This is a genomic window from Lactobacillus huangpiensis, from assembly GCF_019972815.1.
Classification (GTDB): Bacteria; Bacillota; Bacilli; order Lactobacillales; family Lactobacillaceae; genus Lactobacillus; species Lactobacillus huangpiensis.
The window spans coordinates 51862-68900 of the sequence record NZ_BPPA01000007.1 but is presented as its reverse complement, the minus strand read 5'-3'; the positions used below and the strand labels follow the sequence as shown (position 1 = coordinate 68900).

At 34.5% G+C, this 17039-nt stretch carries 16 protein-coding genes; 13 read left to right on the top strand and 3 right to left on the bottom strand.

Going from position 1 to position 17039, the window contains the following annotated elements:
- The 3 genes from LDM90_RS06935 to greA form a co-directional block, all read left to right on the top strand.
- The coding region (locus tag LDM90_RS06935) for a tRNA ligase subunit PheS family protein (RefSeq protein ID WP_444979921.1) at positions 1–185 on the top strand (185 nt) is incomplete at its 5' end.
- A complete protein-coding gene (pheT, locus tag LDM90_RS06930; RefSeq protein ID WP_223897107.1) occupies positions 185–2602 on the top strand; it encodes a phenylalanine--tRNA ligase subunit beta in 2418 nt (805 codons plus the stop codon). The genes LDM90_RS06935 and pheT, both read left to right, overlap by 1 nt.
- 75 nt (positions 2603–2677) lie before the next feature.
- Complete coding sequence (gene greA / locus LDM90_RS06925) at positions 2678–3154, top strand: transcription elongation factor GreA (protein ID WP_034980198.1); 477 nt, start codon at positions 2678–2680, stop codon at positions 3152–3154.
- Positions 3155–3262: 108 nt separating this feature from the next.
- On the opposite strand, the gene LDM90_RS06920 is transcribed toward greA, so the two are convergent.
- A complete protein-coding gene (locus tag LDM90_RS06920; RefSeq protein ID WP_223897101.1) occupies positions 3263–4177 on the bottom strand; it encodes an N-acetylglucosamine kinase in 915 nt (304 codons plus the stop codon).
- A gap of 280 nt (positions 4178–4457) precedes the next feature.
- Here LDM90_RS06920 and LDM90_RS06915 point away from each other — a divergent pair, with 280 nt between their 5' ends.
- The 10 genes from LDM90_RS06915 to LDM90_RS06870 all read left to right on the top strand — a co-directional run bounded on the left by LDM90_RS06915 (position 4458) and on the right by LDM90_RS06870 (position 15372).
- Entirely contained in the window at positions 4458–6485 is a 2028-nt protein-coding gene (locus tag LDM90_RS06915) for a peptidoglycan D,D-transpeptidase FtsI family protein (RefSeq protein ID WP_373307192.1), read from the top strand.
- Positions 6486–6567: 82 nt separating this feature from the next.
- Positions 6568–6717: a 50S ribosomal protein L33 gene (gene rpmG / locus LDM90_RS06910; RefSeq protein WP_081945351.1), complete on the top strand. Its 150-nt coding sequence runs from the start codon at positions 6568–6570 to the stop codon at positions 6715–6717.
- Positions 6718–6770: 53 nt separating this feature from the next.
- Positions 6771–7349: a 5-formyltetrahydrofolate cyclo-ligase gene (locus LDM90_RS06905; protein ID WP_223897098.1), complete on the top strand. Its 579-nt coding sequence runs from the start codon at positions 6771–6773 to the stop codon at positions 7347–7349.
- An 11-nt stretch (positions 7350–7360) separates the two neighbouring features.
- Positions 7361–8041: a rhomboid family intramembrane serine protease gene (locus LDM90_RS06900; RefSeq protein WP_223897097.1), complete on the top strand. Its 681-nt coding sequence runs from the start codon at positions 7361–7363 to the stop codon at positions 8039–8041.
- Positions 8041–8259, top strand: a complete 219-nt coding sequence (locus tag LDM90_RS06895) for a YqgQ family protein (RefSeq protein ID WP_034980203.1) — start codon at positions 8041–8043, stop codon at positions 8257–8259. The genes LDM90_RS06900 and LDM90_RS06895 overlap by 1 nt, the downstream gene beginning before the upstream one ends.
- Before the next feature lie 54 nt (positions 8260–8313).
- Positions 8314–8718 carry a rhodanese-like domain-containing protein gene (locus LDM90_RS06890; RefSeq protein WP_223897094.1) on the top strand — a complete coding sequence of 135 codons (405 nt, stop codon included), beginning with the start codon at positions 8314–8316 and terminating at the stop codon, positions 8716–8718.
- A gap of 68 nt (positions 8719–8786) precedes the next feature.
- Positions 8787–9707, top strand: coding sequence for a tRNA (adenosine(37)-N6)-dimethylallyltransferase MiaA (miaA, locus tag LDM90_RS06885; protein WP_223897092.1), 921 nt, complete (start codon positions 8787–8789; stop codon positions 9705–9707).
- Positions 9700–10950 carry a methionine gamma-lyase family protein gene (locus LDM90_RS06880; RefSeq protein WP_223897090.1) on the top strand — a complete coding sequence of 417 codons (1251 nt, stop codon included), beginning with the start codon at positions 9700–9702 and terminating at the stop codon, positions 10948–10950. Before miaA ends, LDM90_RS06880 begins: the two co-directional genes overlap by 8 nt.
- 171 nt (positions 10951–11121) lie before the next feature.
- Positions 11122–12459, top strand: coding sequence for a type I glutamate--ammonia ligase (gene glnA, locus LDM90_RS06875; RefSeq protein ID WP_223897088.1), 1338 nt, complete (start codon positions 11122–11124; stop codon positions 12457–12459).
- Between the two features lie 1728 nt (positions 12460–14187).
- Positions 14188–15372, top strand: a complete 1185-nt coding sequence (locus tag LDM90_RS06870; protein ID WP_034981388.1) for an MFS transporter — start codon at positions 14188–14190, stop codon at positions 15370–15372.
- A gap of 91 nt (positions 15373–15463) precedes the next feature.
- Here LDM90_RS06870 and pyrE read toward each other — a convergent pair whose 3' ends face one another.
- Entirely contained in the window at positions 15464–16099 is a 636-nt protein-coding gene (gene pyrE / locus LDM90_RS06865; RefSeq protein ID WP_223897086.1) for an orotate phosphoribosyltransferase, read from the bottom strand.
- A gap of 1 nt (position 16100) precedes the next feature.
- Positions 16101–16808 carry an orotidine-5'-phosphate decarboxylase gene (gene pyrF / locus LDM90_RS06860; protein ID WP_198178897.1) on the bottom strand — a complete coding sequence of 236 codons (708 nt, stop codon included), beginning with the start codon at positions 16806–16808 and terminating at the stop codon, positions 16101–16103.
- Positions 16809–17039: the final 231 nt, after the last annotated feature.

Sequence of the window (17039 nt, the reverse complement as noted above, 5' to 3'; positions counted from 1 at the left end):
GTGCTGGAATGGTTCATCCTAATGTTCTCGAAAATGCTGGAGTTGATTCAAATGTTTATGGTGGTTTTGCCTTTGGCGTGGGATTAGACCGTTTTGCCATTCTTAAATATGGTATTGATGATATTCGTGATTTCTATACTAACGATGTTCGCTTCTTAGAGCAATTCAGTAAGGAGGAAAGATAATGCTGGTTTCATATAGTTGGTTGAAGGATTTTATTGATTTAGACCAAGATCCTAAGGAGTTAGCTGAAAAAATAACACGTACAGGTATCGAAGTAGCCGGTGTCAAGCATCCTGAAGAGGGTATGAAACAGATAGTTGTTGGTCATATTCTTGACTGTGAACCAATTGCTGGCACACATCTGAATCTTACTCATGTTGATGTGGGAGAAGATGAACCTCATCAAATAGTCTGCGGTGCACCAAATGTTGCCGCTGGTGAAAATGTGGTGGTGGCTTTGCCAGGAGCTCGAATCGCTAATAACGTTAAAATTAAAAAAAGCAAATTACGTGGAAATGAATCAAATGGTATGATTTGTGGCTTACAAGAAATAGGATTTCCAGATAATTTGGTACCTGAAAAATATGCTAAGGGTATTTATATTTTTCCTGAAGATGCCGATATCAAACCAGGACAGTCCGCATTTGCTCCGTTAGGAATGGATGATTATATTTTTGACTTTGACATTACTCCGAATCGCGCTGATACCTTATCAATGGAAGGCTCAGCTTATGAAGTCGGTGCTATTACTGACACACCTGTCAGAGTTGAAGATATAACCCTTAAGGAAGACGGTCCAGATTGGACAAAAGACCTTACTGTAGATGTTGATCCTGAGCTTGCACCTAAGTTCTATTTACGCAAAATCAGTAATGTGAAAATAGGGGACAGTCCACTTTGGCTTCAAAGGCGGCTTTGGAATGCCGGCATTAGACCCATTAATAATGTTGTTGACGTAACAAATTATATTATGCTTTTGACCGGCCAGCCAATGCACAGTTATGATGCTCGTGCTTTTAAAACAAATAAGTTAGTGGTCAGAAAAGCTGAAAAGAACGAAAAATTGACACTTTTAAACAATAAAGAAGTTGATCTTGATCCTAATGACATTGTTATAACGAATGGTGAAGAAGTTGTGATGATGGCAGGAGTTATGGGCGGTCTTAATTCTGAGATTGAAGCTGATACCACTGACGTTTTGCTAGAGTCGGCTATTTTTGATTCAACTTTAATAAGAAAAGCGGCTTTGCGTCACGCTAACAGGACGGAAGCTTCTAGTCGTTATGAAAAAGGTGTTAACTGGGATGCAACAACTCGTGCATTAGATATGGCTGCTATGCTTTTACGTAATGATGCTTCTGGAAAAATAAATGAAGGTGTGATAACGGGAAGTAATGAAGAAAAGAAACCAGTTCAAATTAAAACAACGATTTCTTACATAAATAAAGTTTTGGGTACCGATATTTCTTCATCAGATATTTCTGCAATTTTTTCCCGTTTGAATTTCAAGGCAGAAATTAATAATGATGAACTAATTGTTGATGTGCCAGCACGGCGCTGGGATGTAGCTATTCCTGCTGATCTTGTTGAAGAAGTTGGACGTTTATATGGATATGATAATATCAAATCTACACAGCCAGTTTTAGCAGAAACACATGGTGGCTATTCTAAAAAAGAAGAAACCATTAGACGCATTAAGAATATTGTTCAAGGGCAAGGTTTAATAGAAGCTATTTCTTATTCTCTAACTTCACTTGAAAAAGCGATTGGCTTTTCCCAAGAACCTAAGAGGCCAGTTGAGGTTCAGATGCCATTGAATTCAAACCGTTCAACTCTGAGACAAAACCTTATGACAGGTCTAGTAGATGCTGCAGCCTATAATATGGCTCGCAAGCAAAATCAACTGGCAATTTTTGAGCAAGGACGTGTCTATGATTTCGAAAATAATACTTATAATGAACATGAGCATCTAGCTGCACTATATAGTGGTAATGTTTATTTTGAAAACTGGCAAAACAATAATGAAAAAATTGATTTCTTTTATGTTAAAGGACAACTTACCAACTTGTTTTTAGCTTTGGGAATTGACGCGGAAGATGTTGAATACAAGGCTGAAGTAATTATGTATATGCATCCCACCAGAACTGCCGGTATATATATTAAGAACAAATATGTTGGCATGATTGGTATGCTAGATCGCCCTGTCACTCAATCTAATAAAGCTATGAAAGATAGTGAAATTTATGGGTACGAGTTAAACCTCGATGTCATTATTCCACTAATTCTTAACCCGCACACCACAGCACAAACGGCACCAAAATTCCCTGCTGTTGAACGTGACCTCTCAATCTTAGTAGACCAGGAAATTACTAACCAAGCTGTTGAAGATGTCATAAAAGAAAATGGTGGTAAGTATCTCCATGATTTGCGTATTATCGATGTATATCGTGGGTCTCATATCGCCGAGGATAAAAAGAGTTTTGCATATCGTCTGACTTTCCTAAATGAAAATGATACTTTAACCGATGCAATTGTTAACGAAGCAATAAATTCTATTGACTCAAGTCTCGAAAAGCAGCTTAAAGCAGAAATACGCTAATGGTTGACTTTAATCGTTAAAGTAATATCATAGATCTTTGCAAAAAGAAATTTAACTTTAAGGAGTGGAAATTTAATGCCTGAAAAATCTTATCCGATGACTGCTGAAGGAAAAGAAAAACTGGAAGCAGAATTAAAAAATCTAAAAGTCGTGAAGCGCCCTGAAGTGATTGAAAGAATTAAAGTTGCTCGTTCTTATGGTGACTTGTCCGAAAACTCTGAATATGACGCTGCCAAAGACGAACAGAGCCATTTAGAAGATCGTATTAGCGTTGTTGAAGAAATGCTTAAGTATGCTCATGTGGTTGACGCTAACTCTAGTGATCCAGATGAAGTTGCAGTGGGTAAAACAGTAACTTATACGGAAGTTGGTGAAGATGAGCCAGAAACATATACCATCGTTGGTAGTGATGAATCTGATCCGATGAATGGTAAGATTTCTAACGATTCGCCAATAGCCCAAGCAATTTTAGGCAAAAAAAAGGGTGAAACAGTAACTATATCAACACCTGGTGGTAAATTTGATGTAGTGATCAATAAAGTAGAAGAATAGTTAGCAGTTTTTACAAAAGTGTCTTGCTATTTTCGATAAAAAAAGACCAGAGCATATGCGTTTTCTTAAAATGAAAAACGTAAAGTTCTGGTCTTTTTTATGGAAGATTTAGTGACTGGTGAAATAACGGTAATCTTTGCTTTTATCAAAGATTACACCGCGAGCATTCTCACCGTTAGAAATTGAAAATTTTGCGTCTGGATATTTTTCCCGGACTTTATCTTCAAGAAAATCTCGCAACATGTGATTATTAGCGAGTACAGAGCCGGTTAATGCAATTTTCATTGGTTTAGGATCTTCATAACGATTCATGCCAATAATAATATCACGTGCAAGAAGTTCTGCTTGCTCCTTGATTACTGCTAATGCAAAAGGATTACCTTTATCAGCTAGTTGTGCTACATCAACGGCCATTGACGCAAAGTCAGCGTTTGCTGTCTTATAAAATTTAGCTGTTGCATCATTGAGATTATCAACTTTGAACAATTTATTAAACATTGAAATTAGTTCATTTTCTTCTCGTTTGTCCCAACTAAGTAAGGCAGACTTTAAAGCTGACAAAGCAATCGCGTATCCGGAACCTTCATCACCTAAAATAGAGCCATATCCTCCCGTTGTGATAATTCTGCCATTTTGTAAACCATTATAAACCGAACCAGTACCAGCGATCACTAAGCCACCATCTTCACCTTCAAGACCATTATAAAGAGCTAAAAGTGAATCGGTAATTGCTCTGGTCGGTAAGTTATTAGCTTTAGCTGAAATCTCAGCTGCTACTTCAGGTGCATGACCAACAACAGATAGGCCAGCTATTCCACATAAGATACGTTGGCAGTCACCATCGATTTCATCAATTAACTTGTTTATAGCATTTGTAATATTGGTTATTGCACTGGCGTAGTTAGTGTTTACCTGACCTGGTCCAGCTTGTGCACGTGCAAGCTCATGACCTTTTAAGTCATAAGCAATTGCCATTGTATGGGTTCCGCCTGCGTCAACTCCAATTAGAAATTTAAGTGTCATAGTTCAATCTTCTTTCTTTTTTATATCCCACCAATATTTTATTACAAATAAATAATTTACAGAAGATTTTTTATGAAGTGTCTATAACTAGTTTATTAATTGCCATTTGTAACTTATCTATTAAAGATTTTTCAAAACGTTAACATCTCAATAGATTTGTCATCTAGTTTTTGCTAAAATTACACTAGTTTAGTGAGGTTGAGTCTAATTGAATTTTTTTAAGAAAAAACTGAAGACTAAAAATAATAATTCCAAAAAACAAGCTTCTACTCCAATAAGAATGAAGATAATTTTGGGGATTATTTTTGTCCTTTTTGCTACGTTAATTGGGCAACTGGCATATTTGCAAATAGGCTACGGTTCTCGTTTTAAGGCTGAAGTGCAAAAATCTAATTCTGCTGTAGTTTCCAGTCAAGTTCCTCGTGGGGTTATGTATGACAGCAAAGGACGCGTATTGGTAGGAAATAGAGCTAAGAATGCTATTACCTATACTAAAAGTGTTTCTACTACAAGTGAAGATATTTATTCAATTTCAAATTCCCTTAGTCAATATATTTCAATTAAAGACGAAAAACCGACACAGCAGCAAATAATTGATTATTATTTGGCTAATAAAAATAATAGTGCTAAGGAAGCCGCTAAAGTTCCTAAATCAGTGAGAGCAACACAGGATGATAATTTAATTAATAAAAGAATCCAAGAGCAAGTTAGTGCTGAACATGTTAAATTAAGTGCACGTGAGAAAACAGCAGCTTTAATTTACAATAAGATTTCAGGGGCGTACACTCTTTCTACCATTTATATTAAAAATAATCATTTGACTGATAAGGAAATTGCGGAAGTAGGCGAGCATCTTTCTGATTTGCCCGGTGTAGGCATTGGTACTGACTGGCAACGTTCTTATCCTAATGGTTCATCAATTCGCAGCATTATTGGTTCCGTATCAACTGAAAAAGCCGGCTTGCCTAGTGATAATTTACAATATTATTTAACTAATGGCTATTCTAGGAATGATCGAGTTGGTACATCATATTTAGAAGAAAAATATGAGCCACTACTTAAAGGAACGAAAGCTACAAGTAAAGTTTGGACTAAAAATTCAGGCGATATTGAACAATCGAAATCGGTTTATTCTGGTCAAGCTGGTGCAAGTTTGGTTTTAACGCTTGATGCTAAATATCAAAAAGAAGTTCAAAGTTCATTAGAAAATATCTATGCGGCAGCTGTTGGTTCAGGGGCGGCTCGCTATTCAAATGGAGCTTATGCTGTTGCCATGAATCCTAAAACTGGTGCTATTTTGGCTATTGCTGGTATTAGTCGTGACCCAAAGAAGAATAAAACTACTAATAACGCATTAGGAGTAATTAATCAGTCTTTTGTAATGGGATCAGCTGTTAAAGGCGCAATGGTAGGTGGAGGATTAATTAATAAGGTAATTACTCCCACAAATAATGTAATGCCTGATACACCAGTTTACTTGCCCAGTACTCCGGTTAAAAAGTCTGTTTATCCAATAGGTACATTTGGAGCCCTTGATGCAGAAACGGCACTTGAAGTTTCAAGTAATATTTACATGATGCATTTAGCAATGAAATGGGTTAAAGCTTCATATGTTCCTAAAACAAAAATTTATATGCCACAAACGGCGTTTGAACCTTTACGACATAATTTTAATATGTTTGGATTAGGTCAAAAAACTGGCATTGACTTACCGGGAGAAATTTCCGGAATTCAGGGCAAATCATTTAATGATCAAGGATTGGTTCTTTCAGGTTCTGTGTTAGACCTGTCTTATGGTAACTATGATGCTTATACTTTAATTCAAATGGTTCAGTACGTTTCTACGATTGCAAATGGTGGCTATAGAATGCAGCCTTATGTGGTGCAGTCAATTGGACGAACTTCAAATAACGGGAAAAAAGTTTATGTAGATTATAATAAAAAGCCAGAAGTTCAGTTACGCATACCCTGGACATCAGATGAGCTGAATATTGTCAGACAAGGCTTTTGGCGCGTTGTTCATGGTACAAATTCTTGGGGTACAGCGCATAAACTAAAAAATATAAAACCTTCTATTTCCGGCAAATCAGGAACTGCTCAAACATTTTATTACGATCCTGATAATCCTAACCAAAAAAATCCGCCTGAGCTGGTTAATGCTACTTTTGTTGGCTATGCGCCATCAAATAATCCTGAAATAGCAACAGCGGTAATATTTCCTGGACTTGATCCTGAACATGAGGGTTCATATACGCTACAAATGACTAAAGCAATGGTGCAGGATTACTTTAAATTACATAAAAAATAGAATTTTATGAATATTACTGGTAATAATAAAGGAAAAATGCTAAGATAATACAGTCAGAATAAAAGCGTAGGTGGTGAAAGAAATGGCAGATAACATCATTTTGGAATGCACCGAATGTGGCGATAGAAGTTACTTATCTAAGAAAAACAAGCGTAAGCATCCGGAACGTTTAAGTTTGAAGAAGTATTGCCCAGTCGAAAGACATACTACTCTTCATCGTGAAACTAAGTAATTAACCAATATGGCAGGAGCCTATGCTCCTGCTATTTTTTATATGGAAGAATCATGACAAAATCAAAAAAAGAAATTAGAAAACAACAAGTAGAAAAACTAAGCAATTTTGCGGAAACGTCTCTAAAAAGCACTGAAGATCAGACCCTGCTTAAAAATATTATGAATTCTGATTTACTTAGCAACTGTCAAAGCGTAGGGATAACATCTTCTCTAACTTATGAGGTAGATACTTCAGGACTAATTGCACAGTTATGGGATCTAGGAAAGGATGTTTATTTAGCTCGTGCTAACGATAACAGTGAACGTTCCCAAGATTTTATTTATTATAGTTACATGACTAAGTTAACTAAGTCGAAATTTGGTGTTGAAGAAGTAAGTGAACCGGATGCTCAGATTAATAATGATCTTGACTTAATTATTGTGCCCGGATTAGCTTTTGCTTTGGATTCGCATCAACGTTTAGGATTTGGCGGTGGTTATTATGATCGCTTTTTGGCAAAACATCCTAGTTCAAAGACGGTAGCTTTGGTCAATTCAAAGATGATTTTTAAAACTGCAGCGTGGAAAATAGAAGCAACTGACGTTCAAATTCAAACAATTATCACTCCTGAATCAATTTTATCGAAATAACTGAGGCTATTATGAACCAGCGACAAAACCTGAAAAATTGTTATATAACTATCAGTATTCTAGTTATTCTTTTTTTAGTCTTTTTAATTGAAACTGCAATAGGTGGCTCCGAAAATATCTACGTTTTAATGAAATTGGGAGCAATGAAAAATGATGCTATTGTTATAGGTAACCAGTGGTGGCGTTTGTTTACCGCACAATTCCTTCATATTGGAATTATGCACTTAATATCAAATGCAGTGATGATCTATTATCTGGGAGTTTATATGGAAACAATAATAGGTCATTGGCGTTTTTTAGTTATCTATTTGCTTTCAGGCATTGGCGGAAATCTCTTAAGCCTGGCTTGGGGAAACGATAACGCAATTAGTGCTGGTGCTTCAACTGCTTTGTTTGGACTTTTTGGTGCAATGACTGCTGTTGCATTGCAAAATCGTGCTAATCCGATTCTTGTTTATTTAGGTAGGCAGTCATTTTGGCTCGCACTGATTAATATTGTTCTTGATCTTTTTGCTCCTAATATCGATATTCCAGGACATATAGGTGGGTTTATAACCGGATTTTTAATTGCTGTAATTTTGGGTGAAAAAAGCTTAAGAAAGTATTCAATGAAAATGCGTGTTGTTGCAGTATGTGCTTTGATAATTTATTGTGTGGCAGCTATCAGAATGGGTATGGTAATCAACTTATAATGAAAACTCTGTATGATGTACAACAGCTTTTGGAAAAATACGGCATTTTTGTCCATGTAGGAAAGAGAATATGGGACATTGAGCTAATGGCTCTTGAACTAGATAACATCAACCGTTCACATTTAATCGATAAGCATGATTATTTAGTTGCAAAAATAATACTGCGTCGCGAATATGAATATGAAGAACGCAGAAATAAAAATAAGCATGGCTCTTAAGCTACATTAAGAGTATATTGTTTTTAAAAACTTTTAGTAGGAGAAATACAATTTATGTCAACTTTTTTAGTTATTCTAGATGCGGTTTTAATTATAATAATTTTAGCCTTCGTTGCAGTTTGGTTATGGAATAAAATACAGACTAAGCGCTTGGGCGGTGGAGACTTGTCTAATGATGAATTTAATAAGGGAATGCGTAAAGCACAGGTTGTAGATTTACGTGAAAAAGAACCTTTCAAAAGAAAACATATTGATGGCGCCAGAAACTTACCTTATACAATGCTTAAGTATCAATATACTGAATTAAGGCCCGATCTTCCGGTTTACTTATACTCTGATTCATTATCAGTTACCCTGCGAGCTGCCAGATTTCTACAGAAAAAGAACTTTTCATCTATTAAATGGTTAAAAAATGGTTTTGATGAATGGAATGGTCGTACTAAGAAGTCCAAATATTAAATAGAAAACATGTTTGTTAATTTTTCAAACGTGTTTTTTCTATATTATTTATTGAATGAGGGAAAAAGATGCAGAAAGTTTTGGCAATAGTGGGACCAACGGCAATTGGAAAAACTTCTTTGGCAATTCAGCTCGCTCAAAAAGTAAATGCTGAAATTATTTCGGGTGATTCAATGCAGGTTTATAAAGAGGTGGCTATTGGAACAGCTAAAGCGACTCCAGCCGAGCAAACCGCTATTCGGCATTATCTTGTTGATACTCAATCAGTTTTTGAGCCATATTCTGTGATAGATTTTATTGAGCAGGCGGAAAAAGCTATTGAGCAAATCACTGCCAAAGGTAAACTGCCACTTTTAGTAGGTGGTACTGGTTTTTATGTTAATGCACTTTTAAACAAAATGAAATTAGGAGAACCATTTCGCCAAGAATTGGTGACAACGAAAAATTGGGAAAACTTTTTGCAGGTACATGGTAAAAATGAATTGTGGGCAGAATTAGACAAGCGAGATCCAGAAGCTGCTCAAAAAATTCCATCAAATAACTCTCGCCGTGTTTTACGGGCGCTGACAGTAATTGAACGTACAGGAAAAAAGTTTTCACAACAGCAGAAAAAAATAGAGGCAAGATATGATTACCTCATTATTGGTCTCAATTCAGATCGTGCTAAAATTTACCGTAGAATTGATTTGCGTGTTGATCAGATGATGGAACAAGGCTTGCTTGAAGAAGCAAAATTTATTTATCAAAATCGTGCTCAAGAGTATACAATCCTGCAGGCTATTGGTTATAAAGAGTTTTTTCCTTATTTTGCAAAACAAGATAATCTTGAAAATTGCGTTTCAAATTTAAAAACAGCTTCAAGAAGATATGCTAAGAGGCAGCTGACGTATTTTCGTCATCAATTACCTGTCACTTGGTTTGATCCACTTAAAGATCCGAATTGTTTAAATAAAATTACACAGAAAGTTGAGGTTTGGTTAAATGAATAACTGGCCAAAAGAATTAAATGAAATAGTTACAGAGACTGACAAACAGATAGCGCCCCAATTAGCAAAAATTGATCGAAATATTCTATTTAATCAAAATAAAGTTTTACAAGCTTTTAAAGACAAAGCTGTTGCTGAATCCGATTTACTTGGTAGTACTGGATATGGGTCTGATGACAGTGGGCGAGATAAGCTAGATCGTATTTACGCACAGATATTTAACACCGAAGATGCCTTAGTCCGCTCGCAGTTTGTTTCTGGTACCCATACTTTGGCTACTGCAATGGCAGGAAATTTGCTCCCAGGTGATGAACTAACCTATTTAACTGGTATGCCTTACGATACATTACAACAAGTTATTGGAATTGCCGGTAATGGTCGTGGTAGCTTGAAACAATATGGTGTTAAGTTTTCTCACGTTGATTTGTTATCTGATGGCAGTGTTGATTTTGATTCAGCACGAAAGCTGTTAAAAGAACATCAACCTAAAATGGTTGTCATTCAGCGTTCACGAGGCTACAATACCAGACCGAGTTTTACAGTGGAAAAAATCAAGCCAATGATTAAAATGATCAGGGAAGTTTCGCCGAAAAGTATAGTTTTTGTTGATAACTGTTACGGAGAATTTTCCGAGCAACATGAACCTACTGAATGTGGTGCTGATATAATGGCTGGTTCATTAATTAAGAATGCTGGTGGTGGACTGGCAAAAATAGGTGGTTATGTTGTTGGTAAGCACGAACTAATTGAAAATACTGCGGCAAGGCTTACCGCCGGTGGTATTGGTCGCGAAGAAGGAGCCAGTTTAAATAATAATCTTGATTATTTTGAGGGCCTTTTTGTGTCACCAAGTGTTACCGGAAATGCTATTAAAGGTGCAATTTACTCATCAGCTTTATTAGAAAAGATGGGATTAGAAGTTTCTCCTAAATGGAATGAAAACAGAACTGACTTAATTCAAACAGTGATTTTTCATGATAAAGACAAAATGATCAAATTTGCCAAAACTTTACAGGAAAACTCACCAATTAATTCATTTGTTGATCCTATACCAAGTAATGATACGGGATATGAAGATCAAGTGATTATGGCTGACGGCTCATTCATTGAAGGAGCAAGCATCGAATTTTCAGGAGATGGTCCAATTAGACCACCTTATGCTTTATATATGCAAGGTGGATTAACCTATGCTCATGTGAAAATAGCGATTACTAATGCAGTCAATGAATTATTTTTTCAAAAATAATCAAAGATATTTATAAATGTAAAGTAAAAGTTTAGTAAAGTTTTGATATTTTTTGTTAGACCACTTTACAAGTTTTTAATCGTTTGCTAATCTTAAGTCTAGTTTTAAACAAGAATAAAATTTCTGGTTTAGACTGTACCAATTATTGTTTGATTTTTTAGGTGGAGAAGCATGACAAAGAAAATTTCAGCAGATGACATAAGAAAAAGTGTCAAAGAAGAAGATGTCAGATTTATTAGACTGGCTTTCACAGATATTAATGGAACACTAAAAGCAGTTGAAGTTCCAAATAGTCAGCTAGACAAAGTTTTAAGTAATGATGTGCGCTTTGATGGTTCTTCAATTGACGGATTTGTTCGTTTGGAAGAAAGTGATATGATATTATATCCTGATTTTTCTACTTGGTCCGTTTTGCCTTGGGATGACAGCGCAGGTGGTAAGATCGGTTGTTTAACCTGTTCTGTTCATAATACAGATGGTGAGCCATTTTCAGGTGATCCACGAAATAATCTAAAAAGAGTTATTGGCCAAATGAAAGACTTGGGATTTACTGCTTTTGATATCGGTTTTGAAGCCGAATTTCATTTACTAAAGCTTGATGAAAACGGTAATTGGACTACTCAAGTTCCAGATCATGCATCATATTTTGATTTGACTTCGAATGATGAAAGTGCAAGTTGCCGCCGAGATATTGTTGAAACCTTGGAAAGCATTGGTTTTGAAGTTGAAGCCGCTCACCATGAAGTAGGAGATGGCCAACAGGAAATTGATTTTAGATTTGATGATGCCCTGACAACTGCTGATCGCGTGCAAATGTTTAAAATGATTGTACGTGAAATAGCTAAGAAACATGGTTTGTTTGCTACATTCATGGCAAAGCCTTTACAAGGTCAAGCTGGTAACGGGATGCATACCAATATGTCTTTGTTCAAAGGCAATAAAAATGCGTTTTATGATAAAAATAATAAATATCATTTATCCAAAACAGCTTTGTACTTTTTAAATGGTATTCTAGAGCATGCTCGCGCAATTACAGCAGTTGGCAACCCGACTGTTAACTCATACAAGCGTTTAATTCCCGGTTTTGAAGCTCCAGTATATATTTCTTGGGCTTCAAAGAATCGTTCTCCTATGGTTAGAGTACCTTCAGCTGGAGAATTAAATACTCGACTTGAGATGCGTTCTGCTGATCCAACTGCTAACCCATATTTGCTTTTAGCTGCATGCCTAAGTGCAGGAATGGCTGGAATTAAAGAAGAAAAAATGCCTATGGATCCAGTAACTTGCAATTTGTTTGATTTAAGTGAAGATCAACTTAATGAAATGGGAATCAAACCACTTCCTTCAACGTTGCACAATGCATTAAAAGCTTTTAAGAAGGATAAACTAATTCAAGATGCTTTAGGTGAGCATTTAACCCAGAGCTTTATTGATTCTAAAGAATTAGAATGGTCTCAATATACTCAAACTGTTTCTGACTGGGAAAGAAATCGTTATATGGGTTACTAAACCGATCTGGTTAATTTACTCTTTTTACAAGTGTTTAATAGATTTTAAAATAATTTTGATGTCAAGCTGTAAATCAGCTTGACATTTTAATTTTAGAAACGTTTTTAACATAGCCCAATTCGTCATTAGTTACTTTTTTACTCAGATCAAATAATTAATTTTCTCTTAAAACAAATATAAGCAATACTTCTTTTGGCTACAAAAAGTGATTAAATTTTAAAACAGATGAAAAAGTTGAAAAGAAAATAGAACAAAAGGTTATAAAGGATCGCTTTTTAATTAGAGCTATTGATAAATTAGGTTTAAAGAAAGTTGTTACGGAGCGCAATGACTTAAGAGCTGAGGGAGCTATAGTAGTAATAAGAATCATTCATCTTGATACTAAATTCTTACAATTTTAAATGTATATTTTTTTCTGTTATCTGCTAAGATGTGCTATCTTTACCAAATGTTGTCTTTTCTGCTCACAATGTAGCTATAATTATATTATGGTTTTATATCTTAATAGTATCGAAAGAAAATTAAGTTGAAATGTGTTTATTTTCAATTTGAAGACCAAACGAATAAGTAAGACGGCAGAGAATGATCTTAGCGTCACAAATAAATATAAGCAAGGTTTCAGGGACTATAAATTTCATACAATATTCAAGAAAGAATAATTATAATTATTCTTTCTTGAATTTGGTAAATGTATGAATTAATTTTGATATTTTAAAAAGCTAACTATATTCTATTTAATAACAAAATATAAATTTGGTAAGTTGTTGCTAAGTAGAGATTTTTAAAATTTTATTTCCAAATTAATGTAAATAAAATAATAGTTGACAGGTTATATAGATCGCTGCTCATACTTTCATTAAAAGAAATAGTATTTTAATTTCTATAATTAAGCATAATATTATTACTGTTATATGTAAAAAATATCTGTAATTAAATTATGATAAAATACATTCTATATTTACAGATGTTTTGCAATCATAATAAAGTGTGTTATTTAAATTTAAATTATATATATTTATAATAATTTATAATAAAAACGTGTTTTTAAAATTAAATAATTTATTGACAATTTTAACCACATTTATTAGGATTATATTATCTAATCATGTCAACTATATATTAGATAAATTTTTGGGAGAGGTAGTGTTATTTAAAATAAGTCAGGAAACTTGTTTGAAAAGATATTTTTTTATCAATCGCTTAAAGAAAGGAAATGTTAAGAAATAAAAAAGCAGCTTCAATATAATTATCAATTGAAGTTGCTTACAATATTGTTAAGGATGAATTTTAAAGTGTCTCACTATGCTAAAGATAAAATTAGCCCTTAACGTAGAAAATTAGAAGTGAGAGAAATTAATTAAGGTCAATTAAACTCACTACTAGATTTAATGATACCACAGAAAGAAGTTTATAGTTGTTTAAATTTATGTTTTAGATAAACTAAAAAAATAATTATAAGCAATTAGATTTAATTTTAAAATTTTCTATGGATAAATATCTTAAAATCACATATACACTAACTTAAAGGTTGTACGGAAATTTCATACAACCTTTTTTGGCCGAATTGTATAACTTTAAAAGGAATGTCTAGCATTATATATAGCTCTCAGTCAAATACTATCGCATGTTTGACAGCTAAAATTGTTTTTCAGTTCATTTTATTATTCTAATATGCCAACTTTTAAGTGATATGATAGATAAGTTAGGTTTTAAGTAAGTGAGGTAAAAATGACAAAAGAAAAAGCAATTTATACTAAAGATGTGATACTAGTTATGGCAGCTTCATTCTTTTTTATGTTTAGTACCATGTTTGTGAACCCTTTGATTAATGGCTACGCTAAAAGTTTGGGAGCTAGTAGTGGCTTTGCTGGCTTGATTGTTGGAATTATGAGTATAGCAGCAATGTTTTTGCGGCCAATTGCAGGTAATTTGACAGATAAATTTTCGAAATACCGTTTATCTTTTATCGGCGGAATTCTCATAGTGGTCGGTGTAACCGGCTACGTAATAGCACCGGCAAGCAATTGGCTGCTCCTTTTTCGTTTAATTAACGGTTCAGGTTATGTTCTTTGCACCGTTTGCATGACCACTTGGCTTGCCTTTTTGGTACCACGTGCTCACGTTGGTCAAGCAATGGGATTTTACGGTCTGATGAATGCACTTGCGATGGCTGTTGCTCCGGCACTGGCCATTAGTACTTATCAAAAAACAGGATACAGAACTGCCATCATTGCTTCTGCTGTTTCAGCCTTTTTAATGGTCATTATAATTCAATTTGTTGGCAATAAAGCAAAACCAAAAGAAATTAAGTATAGCGAAAAGAAGAAATCATTTTTACATATCAAAATTATTCAGAAAAATGTATTGCCTATAGCAATGCTCACCACTTTATTTGCTTTTCCTTATTTTGCTACACAAGCCGATCTCGTTACTTATGTTGAAGAACGTCATTTGAGTGTAAATGTAGGCTCCTATTTTTTGATATATGCTGTTGTACTATTGCTTATTCGAATAGCTTTAAAAAACCTCTTTGATACTGTTAAATTTGGCACTTGGTTTTGGTATAGTGTTGTTGCTACTATGATTTACCTGATTTTGCTGGCAACAATGAAAAATAACTGGATAATGGCTCTTGCAGCTGCATTTATGGCTATTGGCTATGGCTTGATGTATTCGGTTTTACAGTCAACTGCAATGCTTTTAGCTCCCATAAGTGAGCAAGGTTTAGCCAGTAGCACGTTTTACTTAGGACTTGACATTGGTATGGCTTTTGGTCCAATAATCATGGGATTTATAAATGACTTATTACCAGTCAAATACTTTTATTTAGTGCAATTAGTTTTAATACCTTTCATGATATTGATCTATTTCCATTATCGTGTTCGTCTGAACGGTGCAATTAGGCATCATTAAACCTTTTTCAAATAAAAGAAAAACTGACTAATCTCGTTTTAGTAAAGATTAGTCAGTTTTTAATATCTAATAAAATAATCGGCTTTGCTTTTTATTGGAATTTTTTACCCCATTCCCAAGGATCTTCGTGCCAAGTTTTTAAAGCTTCATATTCTGTTGAAGTTATATATTTCATCTCTTTTTCTTTTTGCAGTAATTCAGGATATGTTAATAGTGGACTATAGTCAACGTTAGCTTGAGTAAAGTTAGCTTTAGTATCTTTTAAATAATAAGTAAATATTGAACTCACGCCGATTACATTGCCGCCTTCTTTTTCAGTTGCTTTTACTGCATTAATAACTGAGCCACCAGTTGTAATTAAATCGTCGATTAGTACAATTTTGTCGTTGTTATTAAAGCGGCCTTCAATTTGTTTACCTTTACCATGATCTTTTGGCTTTGGGCGTACATAAATCATTGGCAAATTCAGTTTGTCAGCCACCCATGCTGCATGGGGAATACCCGCCGTAGCAACTCCTCCAATCACGCTTACACCTGGAAATTTTTCTTTAATAAGGACTGCTAAATCTGAAGCAATCCAGTCACGTAAGTCAGGGTAGGAAACAGTCAATCTAAGATCAGTATAAATTGGTGAAAGCATGCCACTTGCATAAGTGTAGGGTTTGTCAGGTGATATCGTAATAATTTTTTCTTCAACTAACTTATTAATAATTTGATCTTGATGCATTTTACTCAAACTCCTTTTTAATTTCTCGATAAACTAAAGCGGGATCTTCAGCCTGCGTAATTGGTCGACCCACTACAAGAGCACTTGAACCAAATTCTTTTGCTTTTTGTGGTGTGGCTATACGCTTTTGATCATCAGTGGTACTATTTGACAATCTGATTCCTGGTGTGACGTATAAAAAATCAGAGCCAACCTGATTTTTAAGATTTTTCACTTCAAGTGGCGAACATATCACACCATCTGCACCTGCTTTTTTTGCAGTTTGTGCCAGACTAACTACTTGCTCTGCCATTGATAATGAACAGTTTTGTTCATTTGCCAAAATTTTTTCTGAAATTGAGGTCAATTCTGTAACTGCTAGTAATTTGGGAGTTTCATTTCCAGTTGGTGTTCCATCTATCAAGCCCTTTTTTGCGGCTAAAATCATTTCACTTCCGCCCAAAGCATGTACTGTTGTGCATAAAATACCTAATTGAGCAATCTGTCTTGCAGCTTGATAAACTGTATTAGGAATATCATGTAATTTAAGATCTAAAAAAATCTGATATCCTTGTTTTACTAAACTCTTTACAAATTCTGATCCATAATGATAATAAAGTTCCATACCAATCTTTAAGTATGTTTCTTGGGGATGACCTAGCTTTGTTAGCAATTCAAGAACATCATTTTGGTTGTCAAAGTCCAAAGCTACAAATACTGCTTTTTCCATTAAAACCTCCACAAAAAAAGCCTATTTTGGTACGAGAGTGCATCAAAATAGACCTTTTATTTAATTTAAGTCTTGTTTTTAACTTGCGGTCTCTCTGTACCGTTTAAAGTTTATCATTAATGAGATTACCATTTTTGTTTATAAAATACAATAAAAATTTTGTTTTTAAAAAGTAAAGAAATTGTGTAAAATATATCCAAAAATAATTGTATTGACAGTGAGCTTACATTT